This is a genomic window from Brevundimonas sp. FV1ps31S (genome assembly GCF_058681265.1).
Window position 1 is genome coordinate 1,598,625 of sequence record NZ_CM178735.1, and the last position, 16,609, is coordinate 1,615,233.

Consider the following 16,609-nt stretch of genomic DNA (forward strand, 5'->3'; position numbering starts at 1 on the left):
CTATCTGCGCAAAATCAGGCGCGGATGACGACCGGACGGCGCAGGAAGGCAGGGATGTCGTCGCCGAAGCCCTTGACGCCCGAACGTTCACGCTCTTCAGGACGACGCTCGCCGCGACGATCCGACTGACGCAGATGGGGCTCGCGGTCCGTGCGGGCGGCGCGGGTCTCTTCGATCGGAGCGGGGGCGGCCTCGACCGGCGCTTCGATCGTCGGTTCTGACCTGGGCTCTGAACGGGCTTCTGACCTGGCTCGGCTGCGCCCGCGACCGGCGGGCTTGTCAACGACAGGAGCGATCTCGGTGTCGATCACGCTCTCTGCGGAGACCTCGGGCTTGGCCTTGCGGCGGCTGCGCGACCGCGTCGTCGCCTCGACGGCGTCCGATTCCGCCAGAGGGGTTGTGGGGGGGGCGGTCGGGCTGGCTGCTGAGATCTTAGCCGGCTCGGCGGCGCGTGAACGGCCGCGACCGCCAGAGCGGGACTCGCTCGAACGGGACGAGCGCTTGTCGTCACGTCCGCCGTCCTTGATCGCGTCGAAGTCGATGTCGAGAACCAGTTCCTGCGGGTCCATCTTGATCAGCTTCAGCACCTTATCCAGCGACTTGTCGTCGCCCGGGGTGACGATCATGAAGGCCTGGCCCAGCTTGCCCGCCCGACCGGTGCGGCCGATGCGGTGGACGTAGTCGTCGGCGTGGTGCGAGACGTCGTAGTTGAAGACGTGGCTGACGTCCGGGATGTCCAGGCCGCGCGCGGCGACGTCGGAGGCCACCAGGATTTTCAGCGCGCCCGAACGGAAGTCCGCCAGGGTCTTCATCCGGTGCGACTGGTCCAGATCGCCGTGGATGGCGGCGGCGTCGAAGCCGTGGGTCTTCAGCGACTTGGCGACGATATCGACTTCAGACTTGCGGTTGCAGAAGACGATGCCGTTGCGCACGTCGGTGCGGCTCATCAGGGCGCGCAGGGCGGCCCGCTTGGCCTTGGGGTCCGAGGTCGGGATGCGGACGATGTACTGGGTGATGGTGTCGGCAGTCATCGCCGGACGCGAGGCCTCGATCCGGGTCGGATCCTTGAGGAAGGCGGTCGTCAGGCGGGTGATCTCCGGCGGCATGGTGGCCGAGAAGAACAGGGTCTGGCGACGCGGGGGCGTCAGTTTGAAGATACGCTCGATGTCGGGGATGAAGCCCATGTCGAGCATGCGGTCGGCTTCATCGACGACCATGATCTCGACGCCCGTCAGCAGCATCTTGCCGCGTTCGAACAGGTCGAGCAGGCGGCCGGGCGTGGCGATCAGGACGTCCACGCCCTTGTTCAGCGCCGCCACCTGGTCGCCCATGGAGACGCCGCCGATCAGCAGCACCCAGCTCAGCTTGGTGCCCTTGGCGTATTTGGCGAAGCTCTCGGCGACCTGGTCGGCCAGTTCGCGGGTCGGGGCCAGGACGATGGCGCGCGGCATGCGGGCGCGGGCGCGGCCCGAGGCCAGGCGTTCGACCAGGGGCAGGGTGAAGGCGGCGGTCTTGCCGGTGCCGGTCTGGGCGATGCCCAGGACGTCGCGGCCGGCGAGGGCGACGGGGATCGCCTGTTCCTGGATGGGGGTGGCGGTCGTGTAGCCGGTGTCGGCGACGGCCTGAAGAGTCGTGGGCGAAAGGCCCAGTTGGGAAAATTCGGTCATGAATCCTTGGGGTGGAAAGCGTCTGCGTGCATAGCAGCAACGGAACCGCCCCTCTTTGGGCGAGCGGGCGGCGCGGATCGCAGACCTGTCCCGAGGCTGGGGGCGATATAGAAGTCCCTGCGTGAAAGTCAAGTATTCTCGATATTTCGCTTGGCCGTCGGTTGCGGAATAAATTCCCATGGTCAAGCTGGGACTCCGCTTGACTCGCTGCGGTGAGGAGGAGGCATATGCGAGAACAAAAGGAGAACTGTTTTGGGTTCGAGCCCTAAGATCGAAGCGCTGCGCGAACATCTGAAAGCTCTGGAGGCCGATGGTCATCCGGTTGACGACACGCGCTTCGATCTGGGGCACGCGGCGGCTGACCGGCATCTGGGCGGACTGGCGACCCATGGGCTGCACGAGATTTACGCCGCGACGGCGCCGGATGCCACGGCGGCTCTTGGGTTCGCCCTGGGGCTGGTGCGTCGAGCGGCGGGCGACAGGCCCGTGGTCTGGGGCGTCCAGGCCATGGCGGGGCTGGAGACGGGGCAGATTTATGGGCCTGGCCTGCGCGAACTGGGGCTGGATCCCGGCCGGCTGGTGCTGGTCCGGGTCAGGGAGATGAAGGATCTGCTGGCGGCGGGCGAGGAGGCCTTGGCCTGCGGGGCCGTGGGGGCGGTGCTGCTGACGGCCTGGGGGGAGAGCAAGGCGCTGAGCCTGACCGCGACGCGCCGCCTGTCGATGGCGGCGGGGCAGGGGCGGGCGACGGCGGTGCTGACGCGGCTGGCGGCCCAGCCCCAGCCCAGCGCGGCCGAGACCCGGTGGCGGGTCAGGGGTGCCTTGTCACGGGCGCTGGAGGCGGAGGCTCCCGGCCATCCGACCTATGCGGTCGAACTGTTGCGGCATCGGCTGGGCGCTCAGCCGAGGACCTGGATCATGGAGTGGGATCGTGAGCGCGGAGTCTTCGAACAAGGCGGGCAGAATGCCGGACATGAACAGTCGCAACGATCGGCGCTATCTGGCGGTCTGGTTCCCCCTGCTGCCGACGGATCGGTTGCGGCGGGAGGAGGGGCGGTCCGCCGCTACGGCTGAACCTGAAACCGTGCTGGTGGAGAAGGTGAAGGGGGCTCTGCGTTTGGCCGCCGCCAATGGTTCCGCCTTGGCCCTGGGTCTGTCGCCGGGCATGACCCTGGCGGACGCGCGGGCGCGGGCGCCGGACATCCGGGTGGTCGCGCACCGGCCCGAGGCGGACGCGGCCCTGCTGAAACGGGTACTGCTGGATTTCGGCCGGTTCACCCCGATGGCGGCGACCGACGGGCCGGACGGACTGGCGCTGGACGTGACCGGCTGCGCCCATCTGTTCGGGGGCGAGGCAGGCCTGGTCCAGGCGGTCGCGGCGCGGGCGCAGGGCGTGGGTCTGGCGGTTCGTCTGGCCATGGCCGGCACGCCCGAGGCGGCGCGCGCCCTGGCCCGGTTCGGGCGTGGCGGGATCCATGAGGGCGAGGGCCAGAGCCAGGCCCTGCGCCGCCTGCCGGTCGCGGCGCTGGAACTGTCGGACAAGGAGGCCCAGGCCCTGTCGCGCGCGGGGTTGAAGACTTTGGCGCATCTGGCGGACCGTCCCACCGCCCCGATCGCCGCCCGGTTTGGCGCGGCGGCGGCGACGCGGCTGAACCGGGTGCTGGGGCGCGAGGACGCCCGCATTCGGCCCGAACGGCCCGTCCCGCTGATTTCGGTCGATCGGATCCTGGTCGAACCGATCACCGAGACAACCGACGTCGAGGCGGTGATCGGCGACCTGCTGACCGAGGCCATGGACCGACTGGACCTGCGTGGCCAGGGCGGGCGGGCTTTTCAGGTCGGCTTTTTCCGCCTGGACGGAGAGGTCCGCCACATCACCGTGCGGACGGGCCGTCCGACACGCGACGCGGCGGCCGTGCTGCGCCTGTTCCGTGAACGGCTGGCCAGTCTGGCGCGGCCGCTAGACCCGGGGTTCGGCTTCGACCAGTTGCGTCTGTCCGTGCCGGTCGCCAACCGTCTGGCCTCGCGCCAGCGCGGCTTCGAACGCACCCCGCCCGGCGCCGAGGACCTGGGCCGGCTGGTCGACCGCCTGACCGCGCGGCTGGGCCCCGAGGCCGTGAGCCGGTTCGAGCCTGTGGCCTCGCACTGGCCGGAACGCACGGTTCGTCTGACCCCCGCCGCCTTGCCGCCCGGCGGGGACGGCGAATGGCCCGAACCGGACCCCGTCGACCCACCGCTGCGCCCCTTGCAGATGTTCGACCCGCCCCAGCCGATCCTGGCCACGGCGGAGGTGCCCGACCATCCGCCGAACCGCTTCATCTGGCGGCGGGTCGATCACCGCCTGGTCCGGGTCGAAGGCCCCGAACGCATCGCACCTGAATGGTGGCGCAGCTTGCGGGGGCCGCTGGAGCCCACGCGCGACTATTACCGCGTCGAGGACCAGGAGGGCCGGCGCTTCTGGCTGTTTCGCTCCGGCTTCTACGGCGAGGAGCCGGCGCCGCGCTGGTTCGTGCACGGGGTCTTCGCGTGACCGCCTATGCCGAACTGGCGACGCGCAGCAACTTCTCCTTCCTAGAGGGAGCATCGCATCCGAAACATCTGGTGCTGAGCGCCATTCTGCGCGGGCACACAGGCATGGGCCTGGCCGACCGCAACACCCTGGCTGGGGTGGTGCGGGCATGGAGCGCGTTGAAGACGCTGCGCGAGGAAGGCTGGTCGCCGCCGGATCGGGTGCGCCAGGGCGGCAGTCCCGGGGAGACGGTGCTGGTGGAGGATTCGTTTCCCGTCGATCTCGATCCGGAGCAGATCAAGGCGCGTGCCCAGGCCTTCAAGCTGATCCTGGGGGCGCGGCTGCGGTTCAACGACGGGACGCCGGACATCCTGGCCTATCCCGAGGACCGGCAGGGCTGGGGCCGTCTGTGCCGCCTGCTGACCCTGGGCAACAGTCGGACGAAGAAGGGGCAGTGCGAGATCGGGCTGCGCGACCTGCTGCGCGCGTCCGAAGGTCTGTTGCTGATCGTCATGCCGCCGCGCCGACTGGAGGGGTTGGAGGCCCTGCTGCGCCAGATGAACGACGCCGCGCCGGGCGCCGTCTGGCTGGGCGCCGCCATGGGCCGGAGGGGCGACGACCGCCGCCGACTGGCGCGGCTGAAGGTCTTGGCCGGGGCGACGGGCGTGCCGTTGCTGGCGGTCAACGACGTCCTCTATCACGACGCCGACCAGCGCGACCTGCAGGACGTGGTCACCTGTATCCGCGAGGGGGTGACGCTGGAGAGCGCCGGCCGCCGACTGGATCAGAACGCCGAACGCCACCTGAAACCGCCCGCCGAAATGAGCCGCCTGTTCGCCGACGCCCCGGAGGCGGTGACAGAGACGCAGGACGTGCTGGCGCGGGTGGCGTTCGATCTGGGGGACCTGAGCTACAATTATCCTGAAGAGCCGGTGCCGCCCGGCATGACGGCGCAGGATCGGCTGGCCGAACTGGTGTCGATCTATGAAGAGCGGAAATATCCGCAAGGCGTGCCGGGCAAGGTGCGGGACCTTCTGAAGAAGGAGCTGGCTTTCATCGCCAAGGAGAATCTGGCCCACTATTTTCTGACGATCCACGACATCGTCAGATTTGCGAACGACCAGCGCATCCTGTGTCAGGGGCGAGGTTCGGCGGCGAACTCGGCCGTCTGCTATGTTCTGGGCATCACCTCGGTCGATCCGAGCGTTCATGACGTGCTGTTCGAACGCTTCCTCTCGTCGGATCGAAAGGAGCCGCCGGACATCGACGTCGATTTCGAACACGAGCGGCGCGAGGAGGTCATCCAGCACATCTACGAACGATATGGCCGCCACCGGGCGGGCATCGCCGCCACCGTGATCCGTTATCGTCCGCGCAGCGCCATACGCGAAGTTGGCAAGGTCATGGGGCTGACCGAGGATGTGACGGCGCGTCTGGCGGGAAGCCAGTGGGGCAGTTTCGGATCGGATATCCCGGATCGGCATCTGGAGCAGGCCGGGCTCGAGGTCGGCAATCCGACCGTGATCCGTGCGGTCGCCATGACCCGGCGACTGCTGGAGTTTCCCCGACATCTGTCCCAGCATGTCGGGGGCTTCGTCCTGACCCAGGATCGGCTGGACGAACTGGTTCCCATCGGCAATGCGGCCATGCCGGACCGAACCTTCATCGAATGGGACAAGGACGACATCGACGCGCTGCGGCTGATGAAGGTCGATGTGCTGGCTCTGGGGATGCTGACTTGCATCCGAAAGGCGTTCGACCTGCTGGTTGAGCACGGGGCGCTGAATCTCAGGCTGGACACGGTTCCTGACGCCGACGAGCCGACCTACAAGATGCTGCAACAGGGGCGTTCCATCGGGGTCTTCCAGGTGGAGAGCCGGGCGCAGATCAACATGCTGCCGAGGCTTAAGCCGAAACAGTTCTATGATCTGGCCATTCAGGTGGCGATCGTTCGTCCCGGGCCGATTCAGGGCAATATGGTCCATCCCTATTTGCGGCGGCGGCAGGGTCTGGAAGCCGTCGACTATCCTTCTCCCGGTGCAGAGTTCGGACATCCCGATGAGCTGAAGGACGTGCTGAAGGCGACGCTGGGCGTGCCGCTGTTTCAGGAACAGGCGATGAAGATCGCCATGGTCGCGGCGCGGTTTGACGACAAGCAGGCGAACGGCATGCGCAAGGCCATGGGGACCTTCAGGGGCGACGGGAACCTGAGCCACTATGGCCAGCTCATGGTCGAGGGCATGAAGGCGCGGGGTTACGACGCGGCCTTCGCCGAGCGTTGCTATGAGCAGATCAAGGGCTTCGGCTCCTATGGTTTCCCCGAGAGCCACGCCATCTCGTTCGCCAGGCTGGTTTACATCTCGTCCTGGATCAAATGCCATCATCCGGCGGTGTTCGCCTGTGCGCTGCTGAACAGTCAGCCGATGGGTTTCTACGCCCCGGCGCAGCTGGTGCGGGATGCGCAGGAGAGCCCGCAGAAGGTCGAGGTGCGGGCGATCGATGTGAACCACAGTCTTTGGGACAATAGGCTGGAACCGGGCGATAGGGGATTGGCTCTGCGACTGGGCTTACGTCAGATCGACGGGTTCAAGGAAGGTTGGGCGACGAAGCTGGCGGAAGCGCGGGACGCGCCTTTTACAGATGTCGAGGAGATGGCGCGGCGGACGGGGCTGGAGGCGGCCGCGATGCGCAAACTGGCGGATGCGGATGCGTTTCGGTCGATGGGTCTGGATCGCCGCGAGGGGCTGTGGGCGGTCAGGCGGTTGCCGGACGACGAGCCGTTGCCGCTGTTCCAGGCGGCGCGCGCCAGAGAGTTGGGGGCCGAGGCGGCGGCGAACCTGCCGCTGATGCCGCTGAAGGAGCATATCGCCACCGATTATCAGACGACGCGCCTGTCGCTGAAAGGGCATCCGATGCAGATCCTGCGACCGATGTTCGACGCCGAGCGGGTGCTGAGCGCTGAGGCGGTCGAGGCCAAGAGGCACGGGGCGCTGGTGAAGACGGCGGGAGTGGTGCTGGTGCGGCAGAGGCCGGGAACGGGCAACGCGATCTTCGTGACCCTGGAGGATGAGACCGGAGTGGTGAACATCCTGCTGTGGGCGCGGTTGTTCGAGACCTTTCGGCGCGAGGTCATGGCCGCGCGGCTGATGGAGGTGGAGGGCACGGTCGAGAAGAGCGTCGAAGGCGTGCTGCACGTTATGGCGCGGCGGGTGATCGACCGGTCGGCCGAGTTGGGACGGCTGTCAGAGGACTATGACCTGCAGGTCGAGTTGTCGCGGGCGGATGCGGTGAAATATCCGCAAGGGCCGCGCAGCCCGACCGGCCGGCATCCGCGCGACGTCCGCATTCTGCCGGGGTCGCGCGACTTTCACTGACGGGCGTCAGCAGGGAGCGGGCGCTGTGGTTGGAGAGCGCTTACGGTTTAGGAACAGGACCAGCAGCAGGCCCAGTCCGGACGCGACCGCTCCGGCCAATGAGACGGCTGGATAACCGAGGCCGCCGGCGATGACCGCTCCGCCCACGGCTGCGCCGATGGCGTTGCCGAGGTTGAAGGCGCCGATGTTCATGGCCGAGGCGAGGTTGGGCGCATCGCCGGCGGCGGCCATGACCCGCACCTGGAGCGGCGGCACCAGGGCGAAGCTGGCGATTCCCCAGAGGAAGACAAGGATCGAGGTCGGGACCGCGAACGGCATGGCGACGGCGAAGGCGACCAGGATGGCGGACAGGGAGGCCAGGGTCACGATCAGGGTGCGGTCCACCGACTTGTCCGCGAACTTGCCGCCCAGCCAGTTGCCGAGCGTCAGACCCAGCCCATAGGTCACCAGCATGGCGGTGACGAAGCCGAGCGAGGCCTGGGTCTGCTCGCGCAGGATCGGGGCGATATAGGTGAAGACCGTGAACATGGCGCTGGAGCCGATCACCGTCAGGGCAAGGGCCGCCAGGACGGGACCGCGACCCAGAACACGCAGCTCGGCGGCGATGTTCCCGCCAGCCGGGGCGGGCAGGTTGGGCAGGGTCAGGCGCAGGGCGGCCATGACAAGCACTCCGATTGCAGCAATGCCCCAGAAGCTGGCGCGCCATCCCAGGGCGTCTCCGGCCCAGGTCGCCAGGGGCACGCCGACGACATTGGCGATGGTCAGGCCCATGAACATGGCGGCGACGGCGCCCGCCTGACGGTTCGGCGCCACCAGACTGGCGGCCACGATCGAGCCGACGCCGAAGAAGGCACCATGGTTCAGCGAGGTGATGACCCGCGCGATCAGCAGCATCGTGTAATCGGTCGAGATTGCCGACAGCAGATTGCCGGCGGTGAAGATGGCGGCGAGACCGATCAGCAGAGCTCGGCGCGGCACACGGCCGGTGGTCAGGGTCATCAGGGGCGCGCCCAGCATGACGCCCAGGGCATAGGCGCTGATCAGCAGGCCCGCCGTGGGGATGGAGACGCCCAGGTCGGAGGCGATGACGGGCAGCAGGCCCATAGGCGCGAACTCGGTCACGCCGATACCGAAAGCGCCTGCCGCGAGGGCCAGGAGGGGAGGATTGAGTTTCATTGGGGGGAGGCTTTCGAGGGTCAGACCAGCGGGGGGTTCAGGCGGGCGAACCCTTCCTGCTGGCGATAGGGGGTGTGGGGATAGGGCGGTAGGACGTCGCTGGCGGCGTCGAGGGCGGCGATCTGGTCGGGCGTCAGGCTCCAGCCGACGGCGCCCAGGTTCTGGCGCAGCTGTTCCTCGTTGCGAGCGCCGATGATGACCGAAGAGACGGTCGGGCGTTGCAGCAGCCAGTTGATGGCGATCTGGGGCACGGTCTTGCCGGTCTCGACAGCTATGGCCTCCAGGGCGTCGACGACGCGGTACAGGTGTTCGTCCTCGACGGGCGGGGCGAAGGCGGCGGTCTGGTGCAGGCGGCTGCCCACGGGGATCGGCGCATCGCGGCGGATCTTGCCGGTCAGGCGGCCCCAGCCCAGCGGGCTCCACACCAGGGCCCCGACGCCCTGGTCCGCGCCCAGCGGCATCAGGTCCGCCTCATACGCGCGGCCGATCAGGGAGTAATAGACCTGATGGGCGACGAAGCGGGGGCGGGCGTCGCGCTCGGCGATGCCTTGCGCCTTCATCAGCGCCCAGCCGGGATAGTTGGAGACGCCGGTGTAGCGGACCTTGCCCGAGGTCACGAGCGTGTCGAGCGTGGCCAGCAGTTCGTCCGCCGGCGTCGAGGCGTCGAAGGCGTGAAGCTGCAGCAGGTCGATATGGTCGGTGTCGAGCCGGCGCAGGGCGGCCTCGACCGCGCGGATCAGCCGGTCGCGCGACACGCCCCAGTCGGCCGGGCCGTCGCCGGTCGGCAGGCCGGTCTTGGTCGAGATCAGCACCTGATCGCGGCGGCCCTTGATGGCCTGGCCTAGCACCTGCTCCGAGGCGCCGTCGGAATAGACGTCGGCGGTGTCGAACAGATTGACCCCGGCCTCCAGGCAGATGTCGACCAAGCGGCGAGCCTCGTCCACGTCGCTGTGGCCCCAGGCGCCGAACAGGGGGCCGGAGCCGCCGAATGTGCCGGTTCCGAAGCTGAGAACCGGGACGCGCAGGCCCGATGATCCGAGTTGACGATAATCCATGACTGTCCCTTCGCGACGCTGTCTGTCCGGACGCACAGATGGACGGCGGTCCGCACGAGCGGTAGGCAGGCTTCAGGCCAAGGATTTTTGATCTGGACGCACAGATGCAGACGACCGGCGTGGACCGCGCAAGAGAGATGGAAGTGTTCGCCGCCGTGGCGCAAAGCGGCAGTTTCTCGGCGGCGGGGCGGACGCTGGACCTGACGCCGTCTGCGGTCAGCCGGACCATCGACCGGATTGAGGCGCGGCTGGGCGTGCGGCTGATGCTGCGGACCACGCGGGTGCTGACGCTGACGGCGGAGGGCCAGACCTATCTGGCGGCGGCGCGTCGCATTCTGGCCGATCTGGACGACGCCGAGCGGGTCATCGCCGACCAGGGGGCGCCACGCGGACGGGTTAGGGTCAGCGCGTCTCTGGCGCACGGTCGCCAGCGCGTCGTGCCTCTGCTGGGCGAGTTCGCCCGCCTGTATCCGCATATCTTGATCGACTTCAATCTGACCGATGTCGTGGTCGATGTGGCGGCGGGTCAGGCTGATGTCGCCATCCGGTTCGGGCCGCTGGCCGACAGTCCGCTGACGGCGCGGCGGCTGGGCGAGACGGGGCGGACCATTGTCGCCTCGCCGGACTATCTGGCGCGACGGGGTGCGCCCCAGGTCCCGGAGGACCTGCATGACCATGATTGTCTGAACTTCAATTTTCGTCGGGCTGAGCCGGTCTGGCCGTTCCGGCGCGACGGGCGGGATTACGCCCTGACGGTGAAGGGACCGATCGAGGCCAACAATGGCGAGACCCTGACGCAGCTGGCGCTGGCCGGCGTGGGGGTGACGCGGGTCGGCAATTTCAGCGTGGCGGACGCCATCGAAATGGGACGGCTAGTTCCGCTGCTTGAAGCCTTCAATCCCGGCGATCGGGAGCCGATTCACGCGGTCTTTGTCGGCGGGGCCAATATGCCGGCGCGGGTGAGGGTGTTCGTGGACTTTCTGGCGGAACGGCTGCGCTGAAACGAAAATCGCCGGACGGGCAGACCCGTCCGGCGATCTTCAGTCTCGAATGCGATCCGAAATCAGCGCTTGCCGAAGATCATGTCGCCCAGTTTGGCGAAGAAGCTCTTTTCTTCCGCCTTGGGAGCGGGGGCGGGAGCGGGCTTGGCGGCCGGCTTGGGGGCTTCGACGGGCTTGGGCGCCGGAGTCGCAGCGACGGGCGCGACGACCGGAGCGGGCGTCGGCGCCGCGACGACGGCGGGAGCCGCCTTGGGCGCAGCTGCAGTTTTGGCGGCAGGCTTGGCGGCTGCAGGCTTGGCGGCGGTTTTGGGCGCGGGCTTTGCAGCGGCGGGCTTGGACGCCTTGGCCGGCGCGGCCTTCGGAGCGGCGGCCTTCACCGGCGCGGCCTTGGCGGCCGGAGCGGCCTTGGGCTTGGCGGCCGCCTTGGGCGCAGCGGCCTTCGGAACGGCGGCCTTGGCGACTGCAGCCTTGGGAGCCGCCTTAGGCGCAGCGACCTTCGGGGCTGCAGCTTTCGCGGCGGGCTTGGCGGCCGTGGTCTTGGCGGCAGGCTTCGCAGCGACGGGCTTGGTCGCCTTGGGCGCTGCTGTTTTCTCGGCGACAGGCTTCACAGCGCTCGACTTCGGCGCGGCTTTAGGCTTGGAAGCGGCGGTCGCCGGCTTCGGCGACGCAGTTTTAGACGTAGACGGTGACTTGGCCATGTATTCCCCGACCCCTCGGTTAGTTAAAAAGCCCGGCGGCGTCGGGAAGACGAAGCGCCGGATCGCAACGATTCGCCATCTTAGCGGTGTTTGAAAAATGTCCGAGTCCGCAGTTCAGATAATCGCACGGGGTCCGCGCGAAAACGCAGAGGCCGCCGCCGCCGCCATCGACGCCGATCCCACGCTGGAGGGCGCGACCTATTCCATCCTGGAGGAGGACGAGGATCGCAACATCTGGCGCATCGACGCCTTCCCGACCACGGCCGAAGAGGTCGAGGGGCTGAAGGCGACCCTGGCCGACTATCCGGTCACCGTCACGGTCGAGAAACTGGCCGACGCCGACTGGCTGGCCATGTCGCTGTCGGGCCTGCCGCCGGTGCGAGCCGGGCGCTTCTTCGTCTATGGGGCCCATGACGAGGGGCGGGTGCCGCCCAACGCCGTCAATCTGAAGATCGACGCCGGCGCCGCCTTCGGCACCGGCCACCACGGCACGACGGTCGGCTGTCTTGAGGCCTTCGACGATCTGTTGAAGCGCGAGCGGTTCGAGCGGGTGCTGGACGTCGGCTGCGGCACGGGCGTCCTGGCCATCGCTGCGGCGCGGACCGGCAGTCGGATCGCAGTCGGCACCGACATCGACGCCCCCTCGGTGCGGATCGCCAACGAGAACGCCGCCCTGAACCAGGCCCACGCCAGCTTCGTCCACGCCTCGGGCCTGAACGATCAGCGGGTGCGCCGTCATGGGCCCTATGATCTGGTTTTCGCCAATATCCTGGCCCCGCCGCTGGTGGCCCTGTCGCAGGACATCAAGATGGCCTTGAGCCTGGGCGGGGTCGCCATCCTGTCGGGCCTGTTGCGGACCCAGGAGCGCCGGGTGACGGCGGCCTATACGTCGCGCGGCTTCCGGCTGGAGAAACGCATCCATCACGACGCCTGGAGCGCTCTGGTTCTGCGGCGGATGGGCTGAGGAACGAAAGACGAGACGATGCGCCAGACCTTCGATGAGACCACCGATCCGTCCTTCGGGGCCAAACACCTGCCGCTGCTGCGCGCCGAGATGGCCAAGCAGGGGCTGGACGGCTTCCTGATCCCGCACGAGGACGAGCACCAGAACGAATATCTGCCGGACGCCAACGAGCGGCTGGCCTGGGTCACCGGCTTCACCGGTTCGGCCGGGGCGGCGGTGGTGTTTCAGGACCGGGCCAGCATGTTCACGGACGGCCGCTATACGGTGCAGGTCAAGGCCCAGACGGATCCGGCCCTGTTCGAGCGGCGCGACCTGAACGAGGTCGCCGCCTATCTGGAGACGGCGAAGCCCGGCCAGGTGATCGGCTATGATCCCCGTCTGCACAGCCCGGACGCCCTGGTCCCCCTGAAGCGGGCGGCGCAGAAGGCCGGGGCCGAGTTGAAGCCGGTCGAGGTCAGTCCGCTGGACCAGGCCTGGGGCGCGGATCGTCCGGCCCAGCCGACCGCGCCGATCACGCCGCACGCGGACGTCTATTCCGGCGAGCCCCATGCGGCGAAGCGGGCGCGGATCGGTCAGGCCGTGGCGGAGGCCGGCGCCAACGCCGTGGTTCTGACCGCGCCCATTTCCATCGCCTGGCTGTTCAATGTGCGCGGCGGCGACGTGATCCGTTCGCCCCTGCCGATCGGTCAGGCCGTGCTGGAGGCCGACGGCAGGGCGCGGCTGTTCCTGGATGGGGCCAAGGTGACGAATGAGCTGCCGGCCTGGCTGGGCGACGACGTCCAACTGGAGGCGCCGGAACGGCTGGCCGAGGCCTTGGACGGTCTGGCGGGCAAGAAGGTGATGGTCGATCCGGCCCTGTCGTCCGCCTGGTATTTCGACCGGCTGGAGCAGGCCGGGGCGACGGTGGTGCGGGCAGCGGACCCCTGCGCCCTGCCTCGCGCGACCAAGAATGCGGTCGAGATCGAGGGCAGCCGCCGGGCCCATATCCGCGACGGCGCGGCCCTGGCCAACTTCCTGCACTGGGTCGATATAACGGCGCAGCAGACCCTGCCGGACGAGCGCGAGGTGGTGGAGACGCTGGAGCGGTTCCGCGAGGCGACCGGGGCGCTGAAGGACCTGAGCTTCGACACCATCGCCGGAGCCGGGCCGAACGGCGCCCTGCCGCATTACAAGCCGGTCGGCGCCACGATCCGCCGGATCGAAAAGGGCTCGTTGCTGCTGGTGGACGGCGGCGGCCAGTATCTGGACGGGACGACCGACGTGACCCGCACCATGGCGGTCGGCGAGCCGACGGCGGATCAGCGTCACAAGTTCACCCTGGTGCTGAAGTCCCATATCGCCATGGCGACCATCCGCTTCCCGGCGGGGACCAGCGGCATGGCCCTGGACGCCATAGCGCGGGCGCCGATGTGGGCGGCGGGGCTGGATTACGACCATGGGACCGGCCATGGCGTCGGATCCTATCTGGGGGTTCACGAGGGACCGCAACGGATCGCCAAATGGGGCACGGCCCAGCCGCTGCTGGAGGGGATGATCCTGTCCAACGAGCCCGGCTATTATCGTGAAGGCCATTGGGGCATCCGCATCGAGACCCTGCAGGTGGTGACGCCGGCCGTGATTCCCGAGGGCGGCGAGCGGCCGATGCACGGGTTCGAGCAGCTGACCTTCGCGCCGATCGACCGCAAGCTGATCGCGGTCGACCTGCTGACGCCGGACGAGCGGGCCTATGTCGACGCCTATCACGCCGAGACCCTGGCCAAGGTCGGGCCCCTGGTCGAGGGCGAGGTGCGGGCCTGGCTGGAGCGGGTCTGCGCCCCGCTCTGACCTCACGGCTCGATGGCGCGGGTCGGGCGCCGCCGCAGGTGGGTGACGGGGACGGTCAGGTCGGCCAGGGCCGCCCTGGTCGCCTCGTAGCCTGAGGCGACCGGCTCGTCATAGGCCTTCCAGTCACGGATGTCGGTCCCGCCGGTGTGCGGCAGGATCAGGACGTCGGCGGCGGCGCGCGACTGTTCCATCTCGGCGTCGGTGGTGATGGTCGCCGAACGCATCAGGATGGACACGATGGGCGGGCCAGCCTTCCAGGCGCCCGACAGCACCCATTTCCACCAGGAGGGCGGATTTTCCAGCGACGCCGGATCGACGCCGCGCGTCTGGGACATGTCGACGCCGATGATGGGACCGCTGTTCAACTGACGCATCACGCTGGTGGGGAAGTTCTTCAGCACCGCCCCGTCGACCAGCACCTGGCCGTCGATGACCACGGGCGGCAGGACGCCCGGAATGGCGATGGAGGCGCGCATGGCCCGGCGCATCAGGCCGGTGCGATGGACCTCGATCCGGCCCGACGTCAGGTTCGAGGAGACGGCGAAGAAGGGCAGGGCCAGATCGGCCATATCTATGTCGCCATAGGCCCGCTCCAGCAGGCGGGCCACCTTGCGGGCACGAGACATGGCGATGATCGGGAAGGCCAGGTCCGACAGGGGGTCGGATTCGACGAAGGCGCGGCGGATCTCGTAGTCCAGTCGCTCGAACGACCAGCCCAGGGCCGGGCCGGCGGCCACGACCGCCCCCATGGAGGCGCCGCCGACAAAGTCGATGGGGACCTTGGCCTCTTCCAGCGCCTTGATCGCCCCCATGTGGCAATAGGCGCGCGCGCCGCCGCCGGACAGGACCAGGCCCACGGCCGTGCCGGTGATGACGCGGGCCATGCGGGCGGTGTCGGCCTCGACCCCCGCGACGCAGTGGAACCAGCGGTCTGGCTGGAGCGCGTTCAGCCAGACGCGGGTGTTGGCTGGCTGATTCATGCGCGGATCGCGCAGCAGGATCAGATCGGTCAGACGGCGGCCGTCGCCGAATCCCATCCGTCGCGGCAGGTCGGACGGCGGGGCCAGAAGCCCGCTGCCGACGATGAACAGCCGGTCCACCTGACGGGCGCACAGCTCGGCCCAGGCCGGCTGGTCCAGTTCGGCGACATAGAGGACATAGTCATGATCGTCCTCGACCCGGCTGAACCATTCGGCGGCCGAGGTCAGGGCCGACTGGTCGATGACCCGGCAGGTGAAACCCATGGCCTGGACGGCGGCGGCGATCCGGTCGACGAAGGCGCGGATCGGGCGGGGCCGGGCAGAGACGAAGCCGAAGACGCTGGGTTCGGCCGCCCCGCCGGCGCGTTCTCGGGCGCGGTGGATCATCAGCCGCGACAGTTCGACCATCAGATCCGGCTCGGACCGGGCGGCCTCGAAGAAGGCCTCGCGCGGCAGGGCCAGGATCTCGGTGTCGCGCAGAGCGACGACGTCGGCGGTGTGGGCGGTGCCGGCCAGCATGGCCATTTCACCGACCGGCTCGCCGGGCCGGACCACGCCCAGCAGATGGGGCGGCTGATCGGGCTCTGTATGGAAGACGCCCAGTCGTCCTGACCGGACCAGATAGAGGGTGTCGGACGGATCCCCCGCCGCGAACAGCCGCTCGCCGCCCGTCAGGGCGAACCAGCTGGCGCGATCGATCATCGGCCCTTCGAAGATGCGCGACAAAGCGGAGGCCAGGGTGTCGGGTCGAAGCGGAGCCATGGGACGGTTGTAGGTGAGATTCCGGTCAGGGTGAATTGGCTTCGGCTTCGCGGGAAACCAGCGAAGTACGGGGAGGGCGTGGGACGCCGGGTCTGCACCCGGGGTTTGGAGTTTTAATTACCGTTTCGGCGCAGTCGTCGTCCCACGCGGTCGTTTTCCACACGCACTCCGGCTGGCGGCCCTCTTTTTAGAGCCTTGCCGGATCGGCGGGCCGTCTTGCGACGGCTTCGCCGGGGCGGACATGCCGACGAGAGTCGACAGCGGCCCGCTTTCCTAGGCGTGCGGCGAGCAGGAGGCGGCATCCATCGCCGTCCCTAGGGACCCCGGCGGTCTCCTCCCCACCGGCTTCATCGCTCGACCACAGCCCCGCCGCCGTCAGGGCGTTGGATCCGACGCCCTCCCCATCGGCGGGGATGAGCGGAGCATATGGGCGCCGGCGGGTAGGGCGAGGAAGTCGGGGCGAGATTCTTTTAGAGCGTTGAAATTATTGGAAGTGGACCAGCGTCATTGTGCGCGCTGACCCACCTCTCCGCGCGCGAAGGCGCGGGGGGAGGACCGGTCGCGCTCGCGACCAGGAGGGGGCGACTCTGACAGTGGGGATG

Annotated in this window: 11 protein-coding genes; 6 read left to right on the plus strand and 5 right to left on the minus strand. The window is 68.6% G+C overall.

What is annotated here, in order from left to right; translation table 11 throughout:
- Nucleotides 1–14: 14 nt before the first annotated feature.
- Nucleotides 15–1,667 carry a DEAD/DEAH box helicase gene (locus ACVPT3_RS07545; RefSeq protein ID WP_492043525.1) on the minus strand — a complete coding sequence of 551 codons (1,653 nt, stop codon included), beginning with the start codon at nucleotides 1,665–1,667 and terminating at the stop codon, nucleotides 15–17.
- Nucleotides 1,668–1,919: 252 nt separating this feature from the next.
- On the opposite strand from ACVPT3_RS07545, the gene ACVPT3_RS07550 reads away from it, so the two are divergent.
- From ACVPT3_RS07550 to ACVPT3_RS07560, 3 genes are read left to right on the plus strand one after another with little or no spacing between them, the layout of a single operon-like run.
- A complete protein-coding gene (locus tag ACVPT3_RS07550; RefSeq protein ID WP_492043526.1) occupies nucleotides 1,920–2,738 on the plus strand; it encodes an ImuA family protein in 819 nt (272 codons plus the stop codon).
- Nucleotides 2,638–4,194 carry a Y-family DNA polymerase gene (locus ACVPT3_RS07555; protein ID WP_492043527.1) on the plus strand — a complete coding sequence of 519 codons (1,557 nt, stop codon included), beginning with the start codon at nucleotides 2,638–2,640 and terminating at the stop codon, nucleotides 4,192–4,194. The genes ACVPT3_RS07550 and ACVPT3_RS07555 overlap by 101 nt, the downstream gene beginning before the upstream one ends.
- The gene (locus ACVPT3_RS07560; protein ID WP_492043528.1) at nucleotides 4,191–7,547 is read left to right on the plus strand and encodes an error-prone DNA polymerase; all 3,357 of its coding nucleotides are present in this window, start codon (nucleotides 4,191–4,193) and stop codon (nucleotides 7,545–7,547) included. Before ACVPT3_RS07555 ends, ACVPT3_RS07560 begins: the two co-directional genes overlap by 4 nt.
- A 6-nt stretch (nucleotides 7,548–7,553) precedes the next feature.
- Here ACVPT3_RS07560 and ACVPT3_RS07565 read toward each other — a convergent pair whose 3' ends face one another.
- The gene (locus tag ACVPT3_RS07565; RefSeq protein WP_492043529.1) at nucleotides 7,554–8,723 is read right to left on the minus strand and encodes an MFS transporter; all 1,170 of its coding nucleotides are present in this window, start codon (nucleotides 8,721–8,723) and stop codon (nucleotides 7,554–7,556) included.
- A gap of 20 nt (nucleotides 8,724–8,743) precedes the next feature.
- Complete coding sequence (locus tag ACVPT3_RS07570) at nucleotides 8,744–9,778, minus strand: aldo/keto reductase (RefSeq protein WP_492043530.1); 1,035 nt, start codon at nucleotides 9,776–9,778, stop codon at nucleotides 8,744–8,746.
- Between the two features lie 104 nt (nucleotides 9,779–9,882).
- On the opposite strand from ACVPT3_RS07570, the gene ACVPT3_RS07575 reads away from it, so the two are divergent.
- The gene (locus ACVPT3_RS07575) at nucleotides 9,883–10,779 is read left to right on the plus strand and encodes a LysR family transcriptional regulator (protein WP_492043531.1); all 897 of its coding nucleotides are present in this window, start codon (nucleotides 9,883–9,885) and stop codon (nucleotides 10,777–10,779) included.
- A gap of 62 nt (nucleotides 10,780–10,841) precedes the next feature.
- On the opposite strand, the gene ACVPT3_RS07580 is transcribed toward ACVPT3_RS07575, so the two are convergent.
- Nucleotides 10,842–11,387, minus strand: a complete 546-nt coding sequence (locus ACVPT3_RS07580; RefSeq protein ID WP_492043532.1) for a hypothetical protein — start codon at nucleotides 11,385–11,387, stop codon at nucleotides 10,842–10,844.
- A gap of 187 nt (nucleotides 11,388–11,574) precedes the next feature.
- On the opposite strand from ACVPT3_RS07580, the gene ACVPT3_RS07585 reads away from it, so the two are divergent.
- Nucleotides 11,575–12,441, plus strand: coding sequence for a 50S ribosomal protein L11 methyltransferase (locus ACVPT3_RS07585; protein ID WP_035310799.1), 867 nt, complete (start codon nucleotides 11,575–11,577; stop codon nucleotides 12,439–12,441).
- Between the two features lie 18 nt (nucleotides 12,442–12,459).
- The gene (locus ACVPT3_RS07590; RefSeq protein WP_492043533.1) at nucleotides 12,460–14,265 is read left to right on the plus strand and encodes an aminopeptidase P family protein; all 1,806 of its coding nucleotides are present in this window, start codon (nucleotides 12,460–12,462) and stop codon (nucleotides 14,263–14,265) included.
- A gap of 2 nt (nucleotides 14,266–14,267) precedes the next feature.
- Here ACVPT3_RS07590 and ACVPT3_RS07595 read toward each other — a convergent pair whose 3' ends face one another.
- The gene (locus ACVPT3_RS07595; protein WP_492043534.1) at nucleotides 14,268–16,007 is read right to left on the minus strand and encodes a patatin-like phospholipase family protein; all 1,740 of its coding nucleotides are present in this window, start codon (nucleotides 16,005–16,007) and stop codon (nucleotides 14,268–14,270) included.
- Nucleotides 16,008–16,609: the final 602 nt, after the last annotated feature.